The following is a 19,482-nucleotide window of genomic DNA, read 5'->3' as shown; positions in this document are numbered from 1 at the left end:
CCGTAGTTCGCATTCTTTTTAAAATTGTCCACAGGAGAATCTAAGCATAGTTACACAAACGTCATAAGTGACTGTACAATCTTGATATAACTGAGATGAACATAATCGTTTAATAGAAAAATTACATTTACCAGTAGCTCCACCCAAAACATGAATATCTTCAAAACTTGAAATGGAATTCTTGTTGAGTTTTAATAATTTAAGATCCTTTTTTTTCATAATAAATTGGTTTTAAAATGTTAATGATGATTGAATTTAAAAACAATTTATGAGAGAAAAAATTACACTTGTGCAGGATTTATAAATCTTACACATAAAAAACTGATTTTACAACTTACGCCTTCAAATCAATTTCTTTGATACTTTTGATTCGATTTCGCTCCAAGAAAGCATCAATCGTTTCAAAGTGCTCAAGTACACGTTTTTCTTTGAATTCGAATACTTTTTGAGATAATCCTTGCAAGAAATCACGATCGTGAGAAACTAAGATTAATGTTCCATCAAATGCTTTTAAAGCGTCTTTTAAAATGTCTTTTGAGCGTAAGTCTAAATGGTTTGTTGGTTCATCCAAAATCAAGAGGTTTACAGGTTCTAACAATAATTTTACCATTGCCAAACGCGTTTTTTCTCCTCCAGAAAGTACACTTACTTTTTTGTCAATATCATCGCCTTTAAACATGAATTGACCTAATATATTTTTGATTTGCGTACGAACATCTCCTTTTGCAACGTCATCAACCGTTTGGAAAATAGTTAAATCTTGATCTAATAAAGAAGCTTGATTTTGCGCAAAATACCCAACTTTCACATTGTGCCCAAGCGTGCATTTTCCTTCTTGCTCAATTTCGCCTAAAATAGATTTAATCATCGTCGATTTTCCTTCTCCGTTTCGTCCAACAAACGATACTTTTTCGCCACGTGCAATAGAGAAACTTGCATTTTTAAATACAATATGATCGTCGTATTTCTTTGTCAGTTCTTCTACAATAATTGGATAATCTCCAGAACGTGGCGCAGGCGGAAATTTTAGTTTTAATGCTGAATTATCAACCTCATCAATTTCAATGATTTGCAATTTTTCCAACATTCGAACCCGTGAAGCAACTTGGTTCGTCTTCGAAAATGTTCCTTTAAAACGATCAATAAACGTCTGATTGTCTGCAATATATCTTTGTTGTTCTTGGTATGCTTTTATTTGATGCGTTCTACGATCAGCGCGTAATTGTATATAGTGTGAATAGTTGGCTTTGTAATCGTAAATACGTCCCATCGTAACTTCAATTGTACGATTTGTAATGTTGTCAATAAATGCTCTGTCATGCGAAATTACCATTACAGCATTAGCTTTATTTACTAAGAAATCTTCCAACCAAATTACAGATTCAATGTCAATATGATTCGTTGGTTCATCAAGCAGAATTAAATCTGGTTTTTGAAGTAGAATTTTTGCTAGCTCAATTCGCATACGCCATCCGCCACTAAATTCGCTTGTCATTCGTTGAAAATCATCTTGTTTAAAACCAAGTCCTTTTAATGCTTTTTCAACTTCTGCATCATAATTTATTTCTTCTAATGCGTAAAATTGTTCGCCCAATTCTGAAACTTGCTCAATGATTTTCATGTACGCATCACTTTCGTAATCGGTGCGCGTTTCCAGTTCTTTATTGAGCTTTTCCATTTGATCGCGCATTGTAAAAATCTGCTGAAAAGCTTTTGACGCTTCATCAAACACAGTGCAATCATCTTCCATCAACAAATGCTGTGGCAAATATGCAATTACCGTGTCTTTTGGACTATTTACCTTTCCGCGTGTGGCAGTTTGTGCGCCCGCAACAATTTTCATCATCGTGGATTTTCCTGCGCCATTTTTCCCCATTAGGGCAATTTTATCATTTTCATTAATGACGAAATTTACATCGCTAAACAAGGTTGTTCCACTAAATTCTACGGCAATATTATCTACGCTAATCATCTATTCTTTTTTGAGATTGCGAAATTAAGAAAAAGCAAACAGCAATGCATATAAGTTTTGGTTTTTTATGGATTTTTGGTATGTTAGTATGTTAGTATGTTAGTATGTTAGTATGTTAGTATGTTAGTATGAAAATATTTAACCAATGGAATAAACTTATAAACCTTTCAACTTTTAAACTGAAATTTTGCTCTTGGATTGTTAGTATGTTAGTATGTTAGTATGTTAGTATGAAAATATTTAACCAATGAAATAAACTTATAAACCTTTCAACTTTTAAACTATTTTTTTATTTTAGGTTTGAATAATCTCGTTATTAATTATCTTCACGTTATGAAAAGTATATTATGTTTTGTAATATTATTTTCTTTTTTGTCGTGTACATCTGAGAAAAGAAAAACTACCGAAAATAGTGTAGTTATGGTAGAAAATGTAGTGAATGAAATTCCGCAAGGAACATTTACATACGAACTTTATTTTAGTGAGTTTGGTGGAAGAATGAAAAACGGCACGTGTACCGTTACGATTTCTGGAAACAAGATTGTAGTAAGACAGAAAAAAGGAGAAGAAAAACTTACAGATGAAAATTTACTTACAGAAGGTATTTTGATGAAGCACAAATCTGGTAAATGGATTATTGGCGATATAGAAACTGATGCACAGATTGATGAATTTGGCGGTTGTACTGGCGGACCAATTCCTATTGATTTTGGAAAAAAAGTAATTGAATGGTGTTAAGATCTTTCGTTTTGTTTTATAAACATCAAGGCACTTAAGTCTTTTCTTACAGTTAATTACATTATATTTGCAATGAAATACGCACAATACTGACATTTAATTCAATCATTATCCGTTTTCATGCAAGAACCAAATTCTATTGTTCAAGAAATTTATAAAGATGAAATCGTTTTTACGGAAGAAGAACGTACTTTCATTGAAAATCGTTTTGAAAAAGTGACATTCAAAAAAGGTGAAATTATTTTAGTCCCTGAAATAGAGATGAATTATCAATATTATGTATCAACTGGTTGTTTGCGAACGTATCTTATTGAAAAATCTGGAAAAGAACACACGATTCAATTTGCGATTAAAGATTGGTGGATTAGTGATTATATCGGCTACTTTTTAGAAGGAAAATCAGTATTATATATTGAATGTTTAGAAGATGCTATGATGTATAAAATACAAAGAGATGACATTGAAGAAATTTATGTAAACATCCCGAAAACGGAACGATTTACACGTAAAAAGCTAGAACGCTCTTACGCGACGCTTCAGAAAAGAATCTTAAGAAATCTTTCGCAATCTGCCAAAGAGCGCTATTTAAGCTTTACTAAAGAATACCCAAATATTGAACAATACGTAAAAAATTACCACATTGCTTCCTATCTCGGAATCACCACAGAAAGTTTGAGTCGTATTCGAAAAGATATCGCTCAAAACTAATTCTTAACATACATCATTTTTTTTCTTTTTACCTTTGCTTAGTTTTGCCTCATAAAATTTCCCCCATGAAATATATATTGAGCGTATTTGCTGTAATGATTTTAGTTACTGCGTGTAAAACGAAATCAGAAAAAGCTACCGTAAGCGAAACGGAAAATCAAAAAACAGAAAAAAATATGAAAAAAGTATTATTTGTATTAACGAGTCATGACCAATTAGGAAATACAGGAGAGAAAACTGGTTTCTGGATTGAAGAGTTTGCAGCTCCGTATTACACATTAAAAGATAAGAATGTACTAATTACACTTGCTTCTCCAAAAGGTGGACAACCGCCAATTGACCCAAGTAGTACGAAAGAAAGTGCACAAACCGAAGCAACGAAGCGTTTTAATGATGATAAAGAAACACAAGCAGTTTTAGCGAATACATTGAAATTAGCAACGGTAAACGAAGCTGATTATGACGCAGTGTTTTATCCTGGTGGACATGGTCCATTATGGGATTTATCAGAAAGTCCAGCTTCTATAAAACTGATTGAATCATTTTATAGTAATAACAAACCTGTTGCGGCAGTTTGTCATGCGCCCGCAGTTTTTAAGAATACTAAAAATACAGATGGAACGCCTTTGGTAAAAGGAAAAAAAGTTACAGGTTTTACGAATTCTGAAGAAGAAGCTGTTCAATTAACTGATATAGTTCCGTTTTTAGTAGAAGATATGCTGAAAGCGAATGGCGGAATTTACTCTAAAACTGACGATTGGAATGTACATGTTGTACAAGATGGTTTGTTGATTACAGGGCAAAATCCTGCATCATCAGAGAAAGTAGCTGAGTTATTATTGGATGCGTTGAAGTAATAATTTTCAGAAGCAAAACTTTAAGTATAAAGCATTAAAAAAGGGAACTTACACGTGTAAGTTCCCTTTTTATTTTTATCCTTTTGGTTATTTAGGAATCTTTTTTGGATTCTCTCCACTCGTCAAAACGTTCTTTTAAGGCTCCACCAACCCAATAAGGTACAATGAATGTTAATAAAAGAATCATTAACCAAAATCCAATGGTTAAGATAGTTAAGAAAGCTAAAAAGCCTAAATATTGATCAAATTCAAACATATTTTCCGGAATTTATCGAATTTAGCTACAAAGATATTGTTTATAATTAAATTTTCATACTGAAACGTTCATAATTATTAATAATTCCGTATTAAAATTTATGCTATTTCTTAATAGCTCTTCGGATGCTTCCTCTTTTAATTGTTGCTGTATATTGCGTTGTTTCTAATTCACAAACTATAAAGTCTTTTTGATCATTTGCTCTAGTTTCCATAGCGTCTATATCTACTGTTCGTATACATACAGGATATGGACCATCTATAACAGTAGTTGTCAAATTTTTGGAATCCCATTTCAACAAAATCATAGAGTGTTCAAATATACCATTTCCTTTTCTCAACAATGGATCGCCAGCTTTTGGCACATATTCTGCTCCAGTAACTTCATTTATAAATTTCTTTTTTCCACTGTGGTAATAATAGGTTTTGGAAGCTGCTTTAAATATAGTATGCAATTCGCCAGTAAAAGTAATGTCTCTAAATACAGTATTCGGTTGATTATTAAAATTTTTCCAACAACCAGTTTCATGCAAATACCATGATACAAATTCGCTGCATTCATAACTTATCCAACCTCTGTATTTTGGGTTATCACCATATTCGTCATAATCTTTATCACTAGTTCCACTTTTTCCTAGATCCTTAACGGCTAATTTTGCAACTGGATGGAAATATCCTCTATAGATTCCTGCATGTTTTAGCAAATGCTTTTCAATGTGTGGAGTTAGAAAAATTTCTCCACTATTGGCTGGCAACTTTTCATTAATTCGTGTTTTAGATAACATAGGTATATCTTTAACTCCTCCCGAAACTACGCGATGGTAATGGATTGTTAAGCACATTTTATAAATGTCTATTTCGCTTGTTCCATGATTATTTCTCAAATAAATTTTATCCCAATACGACCGATGATTTAGACTTCCTAATATCTGCAAATCATGTGTAGTATCAGTGAACTCTGCAATTTCAAGTGTCTTGGAAGCAGTTTTCACTAGTTTGAAACCTAATTCAATACGTCTGCCTTCAAAGTTTTCAAAAATCAAACTTCTAGTCAATTCAGAACTAGGTTCTGTATTCGTTTCTATTTTTAGTGTTATGGATTGGGGAAGATTAATTGACGATTTCGTTTTAGATTGCATATTATTATTTTAAGATGAAACATATAATCATAAATATCTTTAATTTTATTAACTATTTAAGTAGTATAATCACCCAAAAACATCAGTGTTTTCCCCTTTTTTTTTAAAATACTCACTTAGAAACATTCATAATTATTAATAATTTGCAATTAGTTTTTATACACATTTACTGCTTCAGGATGTTTAAGTTTTGAGTTTTGATTACTTTTTGCTCCTAGCGTACTATTTACAAACTTTACTAAAGAATCTTTTGGTTGTTTTTCTAAGGTATTAAAGATAGTCTGTGTTGGAGTGCTAACTTTATACGATTGTTGAAATGTATATGAAGATGCATCTAAAAATTTAAAATCAGTATTTTTCAAATGTGTACTATGTTTATACGTTTTATGCACTGTTGGCGAAGCATAATAGGTTTCAAAATCTAGTAAATCAAATGTAGTTGTATCGTATGTAAATGTTTTAAAAGACGGATTGTTTCCATGATTTACTGCAATTCCAGGAGTTGAAACAGAGAATGTCGTCATCGCACTTTTAGCATCAGAAGTATACAATCTTCGCAAACCATCTGTATGTGTATGTCCGTTTAATATGCCTACAATATTAGTTTGATGTGCGGCAATTAAATCTAAAAAACCATTATATAATGTCTGTTTGTTTCCTGACTTATCAATGAATTCAAGATCATTTTTCCACATTTGTTTTCCACTAAATCCATCTATTCCTATAGGAATATGCATCATAATTATCACCCGATCATTCGTTCCTAAACTATTCAGTTTTGTTTCTAACCAAGTCATTTGGTCTTGCGTTGCTTTTTGTTGTGATACGCCATCACTGTCAATATATCTATGATTCCCTTGAGCACAAAAAATTACGGTATTCAGCGCAATCACTTTTAAAGTATTTGTTCCATCTATTAAATCAACCGAATAATAACCAAACTGTTTTTGATTATCATCAAGATTTTTAACTTGAATTGTTGATGATTTACTATTAATAATTGGCCAAGGATTTGATGCATCTGCATCTTCATTCAATACCGTATTCAAAGAATCATTACTAAAAGAATAATAATCGCCTTCTAAAGAGTCATTATTTCCTGGTAAATACAAAATTGGAACATTTACCTCTAGGTTTCGTAAATTTTGTAGCATTAAATGTGTATTATTTCTTCTTTCACTATCATCATATCCTGGCAAATCGCCCAAATACACCATAAATTTTGGATTTTCAGCTTTCGCTACACTTTCAATCTTAGCCTTGGTCCGTTGCCAAAGCGTATCACTTGTTACACTACTATCTGTTTTACCTTTTTTTTCAAATCGAGTTTGAGGCAAATTTCCATCAATATGTACATCTGATAATGCTAAAAATTTTGACGTAGTTGTTGTAGTTACCACAACATCTTCAACATGAGGTTTTGTACATTCTGGACACGGAACACATTTTGTAGTATCATGTTTACATCCAAAAAATAATACGCAAATTAATAATGTGTATAGATACTTATTTTTCATCATTCTTCGTTTTGAGTTAGTTAGTAGTTGATTTACAAGATACTGAAAATAGATGCAGAGATAAATAAGTAATTTCACGTGGTTTTAAGGGTAATCTGTTGCATTTGTGATAGATAAATAACTTTTCTGTTCATTTCAGCATTATGAATTTGCGTGTATAATTAATCATAAAAAAATAAAAAAACTGCGTTACTATATGTAAAATCTTTAATTTTGCGAATCGAAAAATAACTATCAGGGTAATGGAATATAGAATAGAGAAAGATACAATGGGCGAAGTACAAGTTCCTTCAGATAAACTTTGGGGAGCACAAACAGAACGTTCTAGAAATAATTTTAAAATTGGCGCGCCAGCAAGTATGCCATTAGAAGTTGTGTACGGATTTGCATATTTGAAGAAAGCTGCAGCGTTTACAAACTGTGAATTAGGTGTGTTACCAATTGAAAAGAGAGATTTAATTGCACAAGTTTGCGAGGAAATCTTAGAAGGAAAACACGACGATCAGTTTCCGTTAGTCATTTGGCAAACAGGTTCTGGAACGCAGTCAAACATGAATGTGAATGAAGTAATTGCCAACAGAGCGCATCAAATAGCAGGAAATGTTGTTGGTAAAGGCGAAAAAACAATTCAGCCAAATGATGATGTAAACAAATCACAATCTTCAAACGATACATTTCCAACAGGAATGCACATTGCAGCGTATAAAAAAATTGTAGAAAACACAATTCCAAGTGTTTCGCAATTAAGAGATACATTAAAAAAGAAATCAGAAGAATTTAAAGATGTTGTAAAAATTGGAAGAACACACTTAATGGACGCAACGCCGTTAACACTAGGACAAGAATTCTCTGGTTATGTTTCACAATTAAATCACGGTTTAAAAGCCCTAGAAAATACATTACCGCACTTAAGTGAATTGGCGCTTGGTGGAAGTGCTGTTGGAACGGGATTAAACACTCCAAAAGGATATGCAAAACGCGTTTCTGAATTCATCGCACGTTTTACAGATTTACCTTTTGTTACTGCTGAAAATAAATTTGAAGCCTTAGCTGCGCATGATGCAATGGTAGAAACACACGGCGCACTAAAACAATTAGCCGTTTCGTTGAATAAAATAGCAAATGACATTCGTTTAATGGCTTCTGGACCGCGTTCAGGAATTGGCGAATTGATCATTCCTGCAAACGAACCTGGAAGTTCTATTATGCCCGGAAAAGTAAATCCAACACAATGTGAAGCTATTACAATGGTTTGCGCGCAAGTGATGGGAAATGATGTTGCGATTGCTGTTGGCGGAATGCAAGGTCATTATGAACTAAATGTTTTTAAACCAATGATGATTGCCAACTTATTACAATCGGCACAATTAATTGGTGATGCATGTGCAAGTTTTAATGAACATTGTGCGTCTGGAATTGAGCCAAATCTTCCAAGAATCAACGAATTGGTAAACAACTCATTAATGTTAGTTACTGCATTGAACACAAAAATTGGATATTACAAAGCTGCCGAAATTGCAAATACAGCACATCAAAACGGAACTACATTACGTGAAGAAGCTGTCAATTTAGGATATGTAACTCCAGAAGAATATGACGAATGGGTAAAACCAGAAAATATGGTAGGTACGTTAAAATAATCGTTTCAAACCAAATTTATAAAATCAAAAAACGCGCTGAAATCTCAGTGCGTTTTTTTTATAATTGAAAGATTCAAAAATTAAAAGATTGAAAAATACTTTTGAGCAAAAAAGCGAACTTTTCACTCTTAACTATTAACTTTCACTTTCAACTTTTAACTTTTAACTCTTAACTTTTCACTTTTCACTTTCAAATCAAGCATCATTCTTCTTTCTACAAGGCGACTTTTTATCAAAATCTACTTTTCCACTCTCTAAATGATAATAACCTGTATGAATCTTAACTCCTGATGTACCAACTGCATTGCTAATAATTTCAGAACGACTCACTAACTGTTCAGCCGCATGCAACGCGTTTTCAACAATTACATCATCTTTAGGAGCATCACATCCACATGATTTAACTGCAGGTGAAATTTGTGCTAACAAATGATTCAAATTATAACCTAAATCATCTCCTTTCATTGCTGCGCCAACTGCGCCACAACCTTCATGACCTAATACGACAATAAGTTTACATCCTAAAACAGCAACTGCATATTCTATACTTGCAATGGAATCTGTATTGGCAATATTTCCTGCAACACGCACTACAAACAATTCTCCCAAACCTGTATCAAAAACAAGTTCTGGCACTACTCTACTATCTGCACAACTCAATACAATAGCAAAAGGCTCTTGCGTTGTATTCCACTTTTCACGTTGTTTACTACCTTGATTTTCATTTGTTAATTTATCTTTCATAAAACGTTTATTTCCACATTCTAAACGTTTCAATATTTTTTCTGGCGCATCAGTATATACTACATCTTCTACATCTTTGCATTTTAATTTTCCTTTTTGATCTTTCATAATAATTAATTATATGGTTTGATTAAATTTATTTTTACATTACAATATGATTCTTCCATTCGTATGGCGCAGGAATATCTGTATCATCAATCAATTCTCTAATATCAATCTCAATTCCTCTGCTCATATCGGTAATAGGAACATCGTTTGGACTGCCCTCAAATGGATTTTCAGTATTCTCGCCAATAGTTTCCATAGTATGAAAAACCCAAGCTAACAATGTACTAAATGGAATAGAAAACCATTCAAAATGCCTTGCTATAAACTCTTGAAATTTATGCACTGCTGAAGTAGTTGAAGTATGCGAAGCCAAATCTCGTGAAATATGATCTCCAATAGCTTCAAAACCTTCCATAATCCCAAAAGGCAACAAAATAATAAAAATCCAAACAAAAATATAATTTAACGTTGCAAATTGACGCGGATATGGAAAATTCTTAATTCGTTCACTCTTTCCTTGTAACGTGTATAACTCTACAATTAAATTAGTCATTTCCATATGACGAAAATCATCCAACAATCCTTTCTGTTTCAACTCTTTCAAGCGTTTGGATTGGATTCCTAGTAATTGCGAAGCTTGATTTCCTTTCGCAAAAACTTCATCATATTCTTTCTGTGAAATATAAGGTTTAATGATTTCTGAAATTGGTTGCTCATCTTCACACACTAAATATTTTCTAGAACGAAACTCTCTATTAGATCGTGTATTCTTCAAATGTTTTTCCCACGGTTTCTCTTTTCGCATCTGATACCGCAACGCTGTTAACCAAGCTATATGTCTGTGTACCAATTCGCGTTTTATACTTTTTAGTTCGCTTTCGCTGGAATTATCAATTGCAAAATCATTCGTAATATAATCTTTCACCATAATCGTAAACGAACGTGACGTATTTACAATTCCGCCCCAAATTTTTCGGGCTTCCCACAACCGATCATACGAAGCATTATTCTTAAAACTGACAATAAAAGCAACGGCAGTACCCAAAACACCTAATGGCAACCAAGGAACTCTGAACCATTTTATTCCAATAACATCAAACAAAATCACAGGAATAGTGGCTAAAATGAGAAATAAAAAAATATGACGACGCGTCCATTTCAAAACAGTTGTCACAGGAAATATTCTTCTTGTATACATAGGTTGTTCAAATTAAAGATTGAAAGATACAAAAAGCTTTATAACTATTTTTTTGGTCTGCGCCAGAATTTATATATTCACATTTAAAACGATTTGAAACTTCTCACTTATGGACAAAGCTCTCGAAACAATGCTCGCAAATATTCCTGAAAAAACAGGGAAATCATTAGACGTATGGATTGCAATTCTAAAAAAACAAGCATTTTCAAAACATTCTGAAGCTGTTAATTTTCTTAAAAAAACACACGGCGTCACACATGGTTTTGCCAATACAATTGTGCATCTATCTAAAGAAGACAAAACGCAAACTGTAGATTTGGTTGCTGTTCAATACGAGAAAAAACAAACATTAAAACCTATTTATGACGCTTTAAAAACACATATAGAAACCTTTGGAAAAGACATTGAATTCGCTCCAAAAAAAGCATATGTTAGTGTTCGTAGAAAAAAGCAATTCGCTATCATTCAACCATCTACCAAAACACGTGTTGATCTCGGTTTAAATCTAAAAGGAAAAGAAGCAGAAGGCGTTTTAGAAAACTCTGGAAGTTTCAGCGCGATGTGTACGCACAGAATCCGATTGACAACTATTGACGATATTTCTGAAGAAGTAAAAAACTGGCTCAAGGAAGCGTATGAAGTTGCTGGGTAATAGTTTTTAGATGTTAGATGTTAGATGTTAGATGTTAGATGTTAGATGTTAGATGTTAGATGTTAGAAAATAAAAAAACAATCAAGAACAAACAACAAAATGACACAAAAAACAGATTAACAAATAAACAAACAGCAAAGCGTGACCAAAAAAAATGCTGTTCAAAACCTAGTGAATAACTCCTAAATTATACAATCAATTTTAAGTCAAATTATCACGAAATAGATTAAATTTGCACTTTTAAAAACAACAACACAAACAACTACATAATGATTCATTTCTTTGGAAACGTAGACAGCAAAATATTCGCTGTACAGACAACAAAAGAATTATCAACAGAAAACGTTGCAAAGCTAAACTGGCTTTTTGGCAATACCTCTAAAATAGAACAAGCATCTTTAGATGCTTTTTTTGTTGGTCCAAGAGCCGCAATGATTACACCTTGGAGTACGAATGCCGTAGAAATCACTCAAAATATGGGCGTTTCTGACATTATCCGAATGGAGGAATTTAAAGCTGTCGCTGAAGATTTTACAGAGTTCGATCCAATGATTTCTCAGAAATTCAACGGTTTACACCAAGATACATTTACAATTGATGTTGAACCAGAAGCAATCTTAGACATTGAAGATATTTCAGCGTACAACGAACAAGAAGGTTTGGCATTAAACATAGAAGAAGTTGAATACTTAGAACAATTAGCCGAGAAATTAGGTCGAAAGTTGACTGATTCTGAAGTATTTGGATTCTCGCAAGTAAACTCAGAACATTGCCGACACAAAATATTCAACGGAACATTTGTCATTGATGGCGAAGAAAAACCAACCTCACTATTCAAACTTATCAAAGAAACATCGAAGCAACATCCAAACGATATTGTTTCTGCCTATAAAGACAATGTTGCGTTTATAAAAGGTCCAAAAGTGGAACAGTTTGCACCAAAAACAGCAGACAAACCAGACTTTTATCAAACGCAAGAATTTGAATCTGTAATTTCAATCAAAGCAGAAACGCACAATTTTCCAACAACAGTTGAACCTTTTAACGGAGCCGCAACTGGTGCTGGTGGAGAAATCAGAGACAGACTTGCTGGCGGACAAGGTTCATTGCCATTAGCAGGAACGGCAGTTTATATGACTTCGTATTCTCGCTTAGAAGATTCAATCGAGTCCACTCAGAAAAATACTAGGTATTGGGAAGAAAAGTTTAAACCCCGAAAATGGCTCTATCAAACACCAATGGACATTTTAATCAAAGCTTCGAATGGTGCTTCTGATTTTGGAAATAAATTTGGACAACCATTAATTTGTGGTTCTGTATTAACATTTGAACATGAAGAAAATAATGCTTCAAGTACAGCGAAAGCTAGAAAACTTGGGTATGATAAAGTAATTATGCAAGCTGGTGGAATTGGCTACGGAAAAGCATCTCAAGCCATCAAAGACATTCCAAAAGTAGGCGATAAAATTGTAATTCTTGGTGGCGAAAACTACCGAATTGGAATGGGCGGCGCGGCAGTTTCTTCCGCAGATACAGGCGCTTTCTCCACAGGAATTGAATTGAATGCAGTACAACGTTCCAATCCTGAAATGCAAAAACGTGCTGCAAATGCGATTCGTGGAATGGTGGAAAGTGATGAGAATTACATCGTTTCCATTCACGATCATGGTGCTGGCGGACACTTAAATTGTTTATCTGAATTGGTTGAAGAAACTGGCGGGAAAATTGATTTGGACAAATTGCCTGTGGGCGATCCGACACTTTCTGCCAAAGAAATCATCGGAAACGAATCGCAAGAACGTATGGGACTTATCATTGCTGAAGAACATTTAGAAACATTGAGTAAAATTGCCGAGCGTGAACGTTCGCCAATGTATACTGTTGGAGATGTAACTGGAGATGACCGTTTTACATTTGAATCTAAAACCAAAGGCGATAAACCAATGGATTTGGCTTTGAGCGATATTTTTGGAAGTTCTCCAAAAACCATCATGAACGATGTTACAATCGAAAGAAAATACAAGAATCCAAGATATAAAACCAAAAATCTGAAAATCTATCTAAACCAAGTATTACAGTTAGAAGCTGTGGCTTGTAAAGATTGGTTAACGAATAAAGTTGACCGTTGTGTTGGTGGAAAAGTTGCCAAACAACAATGTGTTGGCGCATTACAAATTCCGTTGAATAATGTTGGTGTCATGTCACTTGATTATAACGGAAAAGAAGGAATTGCAACGTCTATTGGACATTCGCCAATTTCTGGATTAATAAATCCTGTGGCTGGAAGTCGTAATTCTATCACTGAAGCGTTAACGAATATAATTTGGGCGCCATTAAAAGATAATTTGCAAAGTGTTTCACTCTCTGCAAACTGGATGTGGCCGTGTAAAAATGAAGGTGAAGATGCGCGTTTATACGAAGCAGTAAAAGCAATTTCTGAGTTTGCTATTGATTTAGGAATCAACGTTCCAACTGGGAAAGATTCCTTATCAATGAAGCAGAAATATACAGATGACGAAGTTATTTCTCCAGGAACAGTTATTATTTCTGCGGCAGGAAATTGTACTGAAATCACGAAAGTAGTAGAACCAGTTTTACAGCAAAATGGCGGAAACATTTACTATATCAATGTTTCTCAGGATGATTTTAAATTAGGTGGAAGTTCTTTCAATCAAACATTAAATGCGATTGGAAACGAAGCACCAAACGTACAAAATGCAGTATTTGTAAAGACGGTTTTCAATACGATTCAAGATTTAATCAAAGAAGATAAAATTGTAGCTGGACACGATGTCGCTTCTGGCGGATTGATTACTACATTATTAGAATTATGTTTTGCCGAAGTAGATTTAGGCGCAGACCTAGATTTGTCAAGCTTAGCAGAAGAAGATTCAATCAAATTATTATTCTCAGAAAATGCAGGAATCGTTTTTCAGGCAAATGAAAGTGTAGAAGAGACTTTAAAAGCCAATAAAATTCAGTTTTTCAATATTGGAACTGTCACAAATACGGCAACTGTCAACATTAAAAATAACGAAGATTCATTTACGTTTGATGTTGCAGAAACGAGAGATGTTTGGTATAAAACCTCTTTCCTACTCGATCAAAAACAAACAGCGAACAATTTAGCGCAAGCGAGATATGACAATTATAAAAATCAACCGTTAACATATACATTTCCGAGTCATTTTACAGGCAAATTACAAGACGTCATTGCGAACGCAGTGAAGCAATCTGCTGCGAATGAAAAGATTACTTCGTCGCAAACTCCTCGTAATGACGGAGAATTAAGACCAAAAGCAGCAATTATTCGTGAGAAAGGTTCAAATTCTGAACGCGAAATGGCAAACGCTATGTATTTGGCTGGTTTTGATGTGAAAGATGTACATATGACTGATTTGATTTCGGGACGAGAAACCTTGGAAGATATTCAATTTATTGGTGCTGTTGGCGGATTTTCAAATTCGGATGTGTTAGGTTCAGCAAAAGGTTGGGCAGGCGCATTTTTGTATAATGAAAAAGCAAATACAGCTTTGAAAAACTTCTTTAAACGAGAAGACACTTTATCTGTTGGAATTTGTAATGGTTGTCAATTGTTTATGGAATTAGAGTTGATGAATCCTGAGCATGAAACGCACGGAAAATTAACGTATAACGATTCTCAAAAACACGAAAGTGCGTTTACTTCTGTGAAGATTCAAGAGAATAATTCGGTGATGCTTTCTTCATTGGCAGGAACAACTTTAGGCGTTTGGATTAGTCATGGAGAAGGAAAATTTGATTTGCCGCTTTCTGAAAAAGAGTATTCAATAGTTGCCAAATATGGGTATGAAAGTTATCCTTCAAACCCAAATGGTTCAGATTTTAATACAGCTATAATGTGTGATGCAACTGGAAGACATTTGGTAACAATGCCACATATTGAACGTTCAACATTTCAGTGGAATTGGGCAAATTATCCGCAAGGACGAAAAGACGAAGTTTCACCTTGGTTGGAAGCGTTTGTGAATGCTAGATTGTGGATTGAAGCGAAGAATAAGTAATTCAAGATTAAATACTTTGTATAGAAGAGGTTGTCTAAAAAGTCGTCATTGCGAATGAAATGAAGCAATCTGTCAAATTTAAGTTGTTGATTTACAGATTACTTCGAAATAAAAATTTCTCGTAATGACGTTATTTAAGGATTTTCAGACAACCCCTTTGGCTTTTTGTATTTAATAAAACATCACATAATTGTATCGTTGCTGTTTTTATTGTCAATGTGAGTTCGACATAAGTTTACTGAAATAAAATTTTGAACATATTTTGAAAATAAGTGCTAAGTATCTGATTTTCATATTTTTATTTTCGTTTTCTTTGTTCGCACAAAGAATACTGAATCAAGTTCAGCACAGGCTTCACAAAAGAAAGTGCGCTTTTCCAGAGGTATTTTTAGTTTTTCTTTCTGAAAAAAACTAAAACCGCATGAATTTTTCTAAATTTTCTCCAAGGATTCGAAAATTCTTAACGAAAAACCCCTGCTATACTGCGGAAAAGACAAAAACACACTCTGAAATATATATCAAACTCAGTTTGTTAGCTAATTTTCTGGCAATTGCTCCATGATTTGATAGGTACTAAAGTTTAGGAAGTTTCCTGGATGTGAAATCACATTTTGCAAGATGAAAGGTGTATCTGGTGTTGTTCCAGTATATTGTACATTTCCGTCCATATCGATATCATTTACATCATAGCCACTAACGACATAGGTTGGGAAGTTTAAAAAGTTTCCAGCATCATTTAAGACTTTCGAGAGTATGTTCGGTGTATCAGGCGTTGTTCCTGAGTATTAAACAACAGTGTCATTATTTACATTTCCTGTCCACATGGCAATTTTTCCAGTTTGCATGCCAAAGGTCGTTTGTGCATTACTTCCAAAGGTAATTTGATTGTTAGCATCTGTAAAATCTACAGTAGTGACAGTTTTGGATAAAGCAATTGTATTGTTTGAAATGATTCCTAAGTGATTTCTATGATGAACTGCCACATAATAGTTATCAGTTGCAACTTCAAATTTGAGATAAGAGATTCCATCAACTTCTACAATGTTTCCATCGCGTTGAAGCAAAGCAGAACGTGATGCTTTTACCAACGTATTATCGGTAGCATCGCGTAATTCTATCCAAACCCAATCTACGATGTCATTGTTTGCAGTACCTGAAGCATTTAAAACATTTGCATCACACGTGAGTCCATCTCCATACGGCGAAGTTGTTGGAATATAATTGTTACTCCGTAAATCGTCGCGCATAAGCGATGTTTCTTCGGTTGCTGGATTTAGTGCTGCTCCTTGCAAGAAAACTTTAGGTGCTACCGTAACATTTTCAAAAGCAGCGTATAAGTCTATATTCCCGTTGCTTCCAGCTGCAATACTTGTAACTTCATTCATAAAAGTGTCTTCTGTATACCAACCATCAAATATATAGCCATTTTTGGTTGCTGCATTCAATATGATTTCTGAGTCTTCAACATTATAACTTGCTGGGTTTGTTGCTGTACCACCATCTAAATGATATGTTATTGAATAGATAATTGCTGTCTTAGTAAGTGTATATGAACTCACAAAATCAGTAGTAGTATCTCCATTATTGTAAATTGTACCTCCAGAAGCTGCCCAACTTGAATCATAATAATTTATACTTGGAAAGTTAAATCCTGATAATGACGGATTACCGATGAAAGCACCAGGACCAATAAAAGTTACAGATTCAGGAATTGTTACGCTAGTTAATAAACTTGCTTCACTGTAAGCAAAAGCACTATCTCCAATTATTTCTAACGAATTACCAAGTGTTACAGTAGCTAACATGGTATATTCAAAAGCACTTTCTCCAATAGAAATTACTGAGTTTGGAATTGACACACTTGTTAATGGATTAGAAGCAAAAGCATCTTGATCAATAGTTTCTACTGAATTACCAATGGTTACGCTAGCCAATAAATTATTTTCAAAGGCAGCAAATCCAATAGAAGTTACAGAGTTTGGAATTGTTACATGTGTTAAAGTGTTATAATTAAAAGAATAATTTCCAATGGTTACTAACGAATTACCAAGGGTTACGCTGTTTAATTGATTGGACTGAAAAGCTCTAATTCCAATTGAAGTTACAAAATCAGAAATTGTGATATTAGTTAATAAGTTATTATTAAAAGCCTTAACGCCAATAGTAGTTACAGAATTAGGAATTATTACATTGGTTAATGAAAAATCTTCAAAAGCAGTATCTCCAATAGCAATTACTGTTTGTCCATCTAACATTTCTGGAATAATAATATCTCTATCAGATGTTATTGGAGTATAGCTTACTAGCACACCAGCTGTAACCACAACATCAGCATCGGTTAAAATGTAAGAAGCTGTAAATGCCTGCGTAACAGCTGACTGTATATTATTAATTGTTAGATTATTAGGATAAAAAACGTATCCTGATTTTGCAGGTGTAATGACCAAATCATCTCCAGCAGCTACTTGAAAAGTGGCATTACTTATATCGGTATACGTATGTGAATTGGTACCGGCAATTGTAATATTTCCTAGTAAGCTATTTTCAAAAGATAAGTTTAAATTGTAAAAAGTAGCATAAAAAGCACCATTTCCAATAGTAGTTACCGAAGCTGGAATAAATACACTGGTTGATTGATTGGCATCAAAAGCATAAGCTCCAATGGTTTCAACTGAATTTCCAAGCGTTATACTAGTAAATGGGTTGCTTTGAAAAGCTTTCTTCTTTATAGTGATTACTGAATTGGGAATTGTAATTGATGTCAATGAATTCTGTGAGAAAGCAAATTCTCCAATGGTTACTACCGAATTGCCAAGGGTTACAGTAGTTAATAAATTAGAATTAAAGGCTAAATCATTAATTGTTACCACCGAATTAGGGATTGTAACACTGGTTAATGAATTAGTTCTAAAAGCATTATTACCAATAGTTTCTACTGAACTCCCTAAGATTATACTAGCTAATAGATTGTCTCTGAAAGCATCAACACCGATACTAGTCACAGAATTAGGGATTACAACACCTGTCAATCCGCTTGAAATAAAAGCCGCATCGCCAATAGCGGTTATTGTTTGTCCGTCTAACATTTCTGGAATACTAATATCTCTATCTGAAGTAGTTGGTGTATAACTTACCAATACTCCACTTGTAACTGTAACATCTGTATCTGTTAACGTATATTGCGCATTTGATACGGCACTAAATAGCAGTAATAAAACAAGTATTTTTTTTCTCATAATTTTGATGTAATTATATTTTTACAAAACTATGCTGAAAAAAAAATGAATAAAATAACAAAAGATAATTAATGAAGTTACTTTGAAATTATCCTGTTCCTAATGCGTGATAATGATACCGTAGTGACACCAATGTAAGATGCTAAAAATTTTTGTGGAACGCGTTGTATTAAATCTGGAGATTCTTCTAATAACCGTTCGTATCTTTGTTCGGGAGAAAGTATTGTGAAGAATTCAACCCTTTCAACAGCTTCTGCCATAGCTTCTTTCAGAGATTCATGTAAAAGCCTCATAATTCTAATATTGGAACTAGCTGCTTCATTTATTTTTTTTATGTTAAATGCAAATACTTTACAGTCTTCTATTGCTTCTAGATATTCTGTTGATGGTTTTTGATATAGAAAGCTATTCGCACATGCGGTAAATCCTTTTTCCTTTGCAAGTTTTATTGTCTTCTCCTCAGCATCAGGAGTTAATATATAAGTTCTAATGATCCCTTTTCTAATCATAAAAACATGTTCACAGTAATGACCTTCTCTCGCAATAATTTCCCCTTTTTTAAAACTTTTAAATGAAGAAAATCTAAAAATTGCTGACAAATCTTGAATTTTTAAAAATTTAAATCGATTAAATGCCTCAATGAAACTATTATTCATTACTTAAATCCTTTAATTATTAGTTGTTACTTAGCTAATATACGTTATTTAAAAAATGATTTATTATTACAGATTATTT

The 19,482-nt window shown here is 33.5% G+C and carries 16 protein-coding genes and 1 pseudogene; 6 read left to right on the top strand and 11 right to left on the bottom strand.

The window, feature by feature from the left end:
• Positions 1-18: 18 nt before the first annotated feature.
• Together IMCC3317_RS00295 and IMCC3317_RS00290 are read right to left on the bottom strand one after the other, a co-directional pair.
• Positions 19-219, bottom strand: a complete 201-nt coding sequence (locus IMCC3317_RS00295; protein WP_160127512.1) for a hypothetical protein — start codon at positions 217-219, stop codon at positions 19-21.
• Between the two features lie 115 nt (positions 220-334).
• On the bottom strand, positions 335-1,972 hold the full coding sequence (locus tag IMCC3317_RS00290; RefSeq protein WP_160127511.1) for an ABC-F family ATP-binding cassette domain-containing protein: 1,638 nt from the start codon (positions 1,970-1,972) through the stop codon (positions 335-337).
• A 420-nt stretch (positions 1,973-2,392) separates the two neighbouring features.
• Between IMCC3317_RS00290 and IMCC3317_RS00285 the strand changes: the two genes are divergently transcribed.
• The 3 genes from IMCC3317_RS00285 to IMCC3317_RS00275 all read left to right on the top strand — a co-directional run bounded on the left by IMCC3317_RS00285 (position 2,393) and on the right by IMCC3317_RS00275 (position 4,275).
• A complete protein-coding gene (locus IMCC3317_RS00285) occupies positions 2,393-2,710 on the top strand; it encodes a hypothetical protein (protein ID WP_160127510.1) in 318 nt (105 codons plus the stop codon).
• 120 nt (positions 2,711-2,830) lie between these two features.
• Positions 2,831-3,418, top strand: a complete 588-nt coding sequence (locus tag IMCC3317_RS00280) for a Crp/Fnr family transcriptional regulator (RefSeq protein ID WP_160127509.1) — start codon at positions 2,831-2,833, stop codon at positions 3,416-3,418.
• A 65-nt stretch (positions 3,419-3,483) separates the two neighbouring features.
• Positions 3,484-4,275 (top strand): type 1 glutamine amidotransferase domain-containing protein, encoded by a 792-nt coding sequence (locus tag IMCC3317_RS00275; protein WP_160127508.1) that lies wholly within the window; start codon positions 3,484-3,486, stop codon positions 4,273-4,275.
• Positions 4,276-4,366: 91 nt separating this feature from the next.
• Here IMCC3317_RS00275 and IMCC3317_RS23185 read toward each other — a convergent pair whose 3' ends face one another.
• The 3 genes from IMCC3317_RS23185 to IMCC3317_RS00265 form a co-directional block, all read right to left on the bottom strand.
• A complete protein-coding gene (locus IMCC3317_RS23185) occupies positions 4,367-4,531 on the bottom strand; it encodes a hypothetical protein (protein ID WP_170293836.1) in 165 nt (54 codons plus the stop codon).
• 103 nt (positions 4,532-4,634) lie between these two features.
• Entirely contained in the window at positions 4,635-5,669 is a 1,035-nt protein-coding gene (locus IMCC3317_RS00270; protein WP_160127507.1) for a hypothetical protein, read from the bottom strand.
• Between the two features lie 149 nt (positions 5,670-5,818).
• Positions 5,819-7,186, bottom strand: coding sequence for a metallophosphoesterase (locus IMCC3317_RS00265; protein ID WP_160127506.1), 1,368 nt, complete (start codon positions 7,184-7,186; stop codon positions 5,819-5,821).
• Positions 7,187-7,428: 242 nt separating this feature from the next.
• Here IMCC3317_RS00265 and fumC point away from each other — a divergent pair, with 242 nt between their 5' ends.
• Positions 7,429-8,826 carry a class II fumarate hydratase gene (gene fumC / locus IMCC3317_RS00260; RefSeq protein ID WP_160127505.1) on the top strand — a complete coding sequence of 466 codons (1,398 nt, stop codon included), beginning with the start codon at positions 7,429-7,431 and terminating at the stop codon, positions 8,824-8,826.
• Positions 8,827-9,021: 195 nt separating this feature from the next.
• Here fumC and IMCC3317_RS00255 read toward each other — a convergent pair whose 3' ends face one another.
• A complete protein-coding gene (locus IMCC3317_RS00255; protein ID WP_160127504.1) occupies positions 9,022-9,678 on the bottom strand; it encodes a carbonic anhydrase in 657 nt (218 codons plus the stop codon).
• A 34-nt stretch (positions 9,679-9,712) separates the two neighbouring features.
• On the bottom strand, positions 9,713-10,816 hold the full coding sequence (locus IMCC3317_RS00250) for a bestrophin family protein (protein ID WP_160127503.1): 1,104 nt from the start codon (positions 10,814-10,816) through the stop codon (positions 9,713-9,715).
• Between the two features lie 109 nt (positions 10,817-10,925).
• Between IMCC3317_RS00250 and IMCC3317_RS00245 the strand changes: the two genes are divergently transcribed.
• A complete protein-coding gene (locus tag IMCC3317_RS00245; RefSeq protein ID WP_160127502.1) occupies positions 10,926-11,468 on the top strand; it encodes a DUF4287 domain-containing protein in 543 nt (180 codons plus the stop codon).
• Between the two features lie 269 nt (positions 11,469-11,737).
• Complete coding sequence (gene purL, locus IMCC3317_RS00240; protein ID WP_160127501.1) at positions 11,738-15,511, top strand: phosphoribosylformylglycinamidine synthase; 3,774 nt, start codon at positions 11,738-11,740, stop codon at positions 15,509-15,511.
• Positions 15,512-16,047: 536 nt separating this feature from the next.
• Here the strand turns inward: purL and IMCC3317_RS23755 are convergent.
• The 4 genes and pseudogenes from IMCC3317_RS23755 to IMCC3317_RS00230 form a co-directional block, all read right to left on the bottom strand.
• Positions 16,048-16,179 (bottom strand): hypothetical protein, encoded by a 132-nt coding sequence (locus tag IMCC3317_RS23755; protein ID WP_262887071.1) that lies wholly within the window; start codon positions 16,177-16,179, stop codon positions 16,048-16,050.
• Positions 16,180-16,296: 117 nt separating this feature from the next.
• A complete protein-coding gene (locus IMCC3317_RS23860; protein WP_394351597.1) occupies positions 16,297-17,766 on the bottom strand; it encodes a leucine-rich repeat protein in 1,470 nt (489 codons plus the stop codon).
• Positions 17,767-18,000: 234 nt separating this feature from the next.
• Positions 18,001-18,597, bottom strand: a pseudogene (locus IMCC3317_RS23855) (leucine-rich repeat protein); the annotation flags it as partial.
• Positions 18,598-18,824: 227 nt separating this feature from the next.
• Complete coding sequence (locus tag IMCC3317_RS00230) at positions 18,825-19,403, bottom strand: Crp/Fnr family transcriptional regulator (RefSeq protein WP_160127499.1); 579 nt, start codon at positions 19,401-19,403, stop codon at positions 18,825-18,827.
• Positions 19,404-19,482: the final 79 nt, after the last annotated feature.

The sequence above is a fragment of the Kordia antarctica genome (assembly GCF_009901525.1).
Lineage (GTDB): Bacteria > Bacteroidota > Bacteroidia > Flavobacteriales > Flavobacteriaceae > Kordia > Kordia antarctica.
The sequence above is the reverse complement of the archived record's forward strand: the minus strand, read 5'-3'. Positions and strand labels throughout refer to the sequence as shown.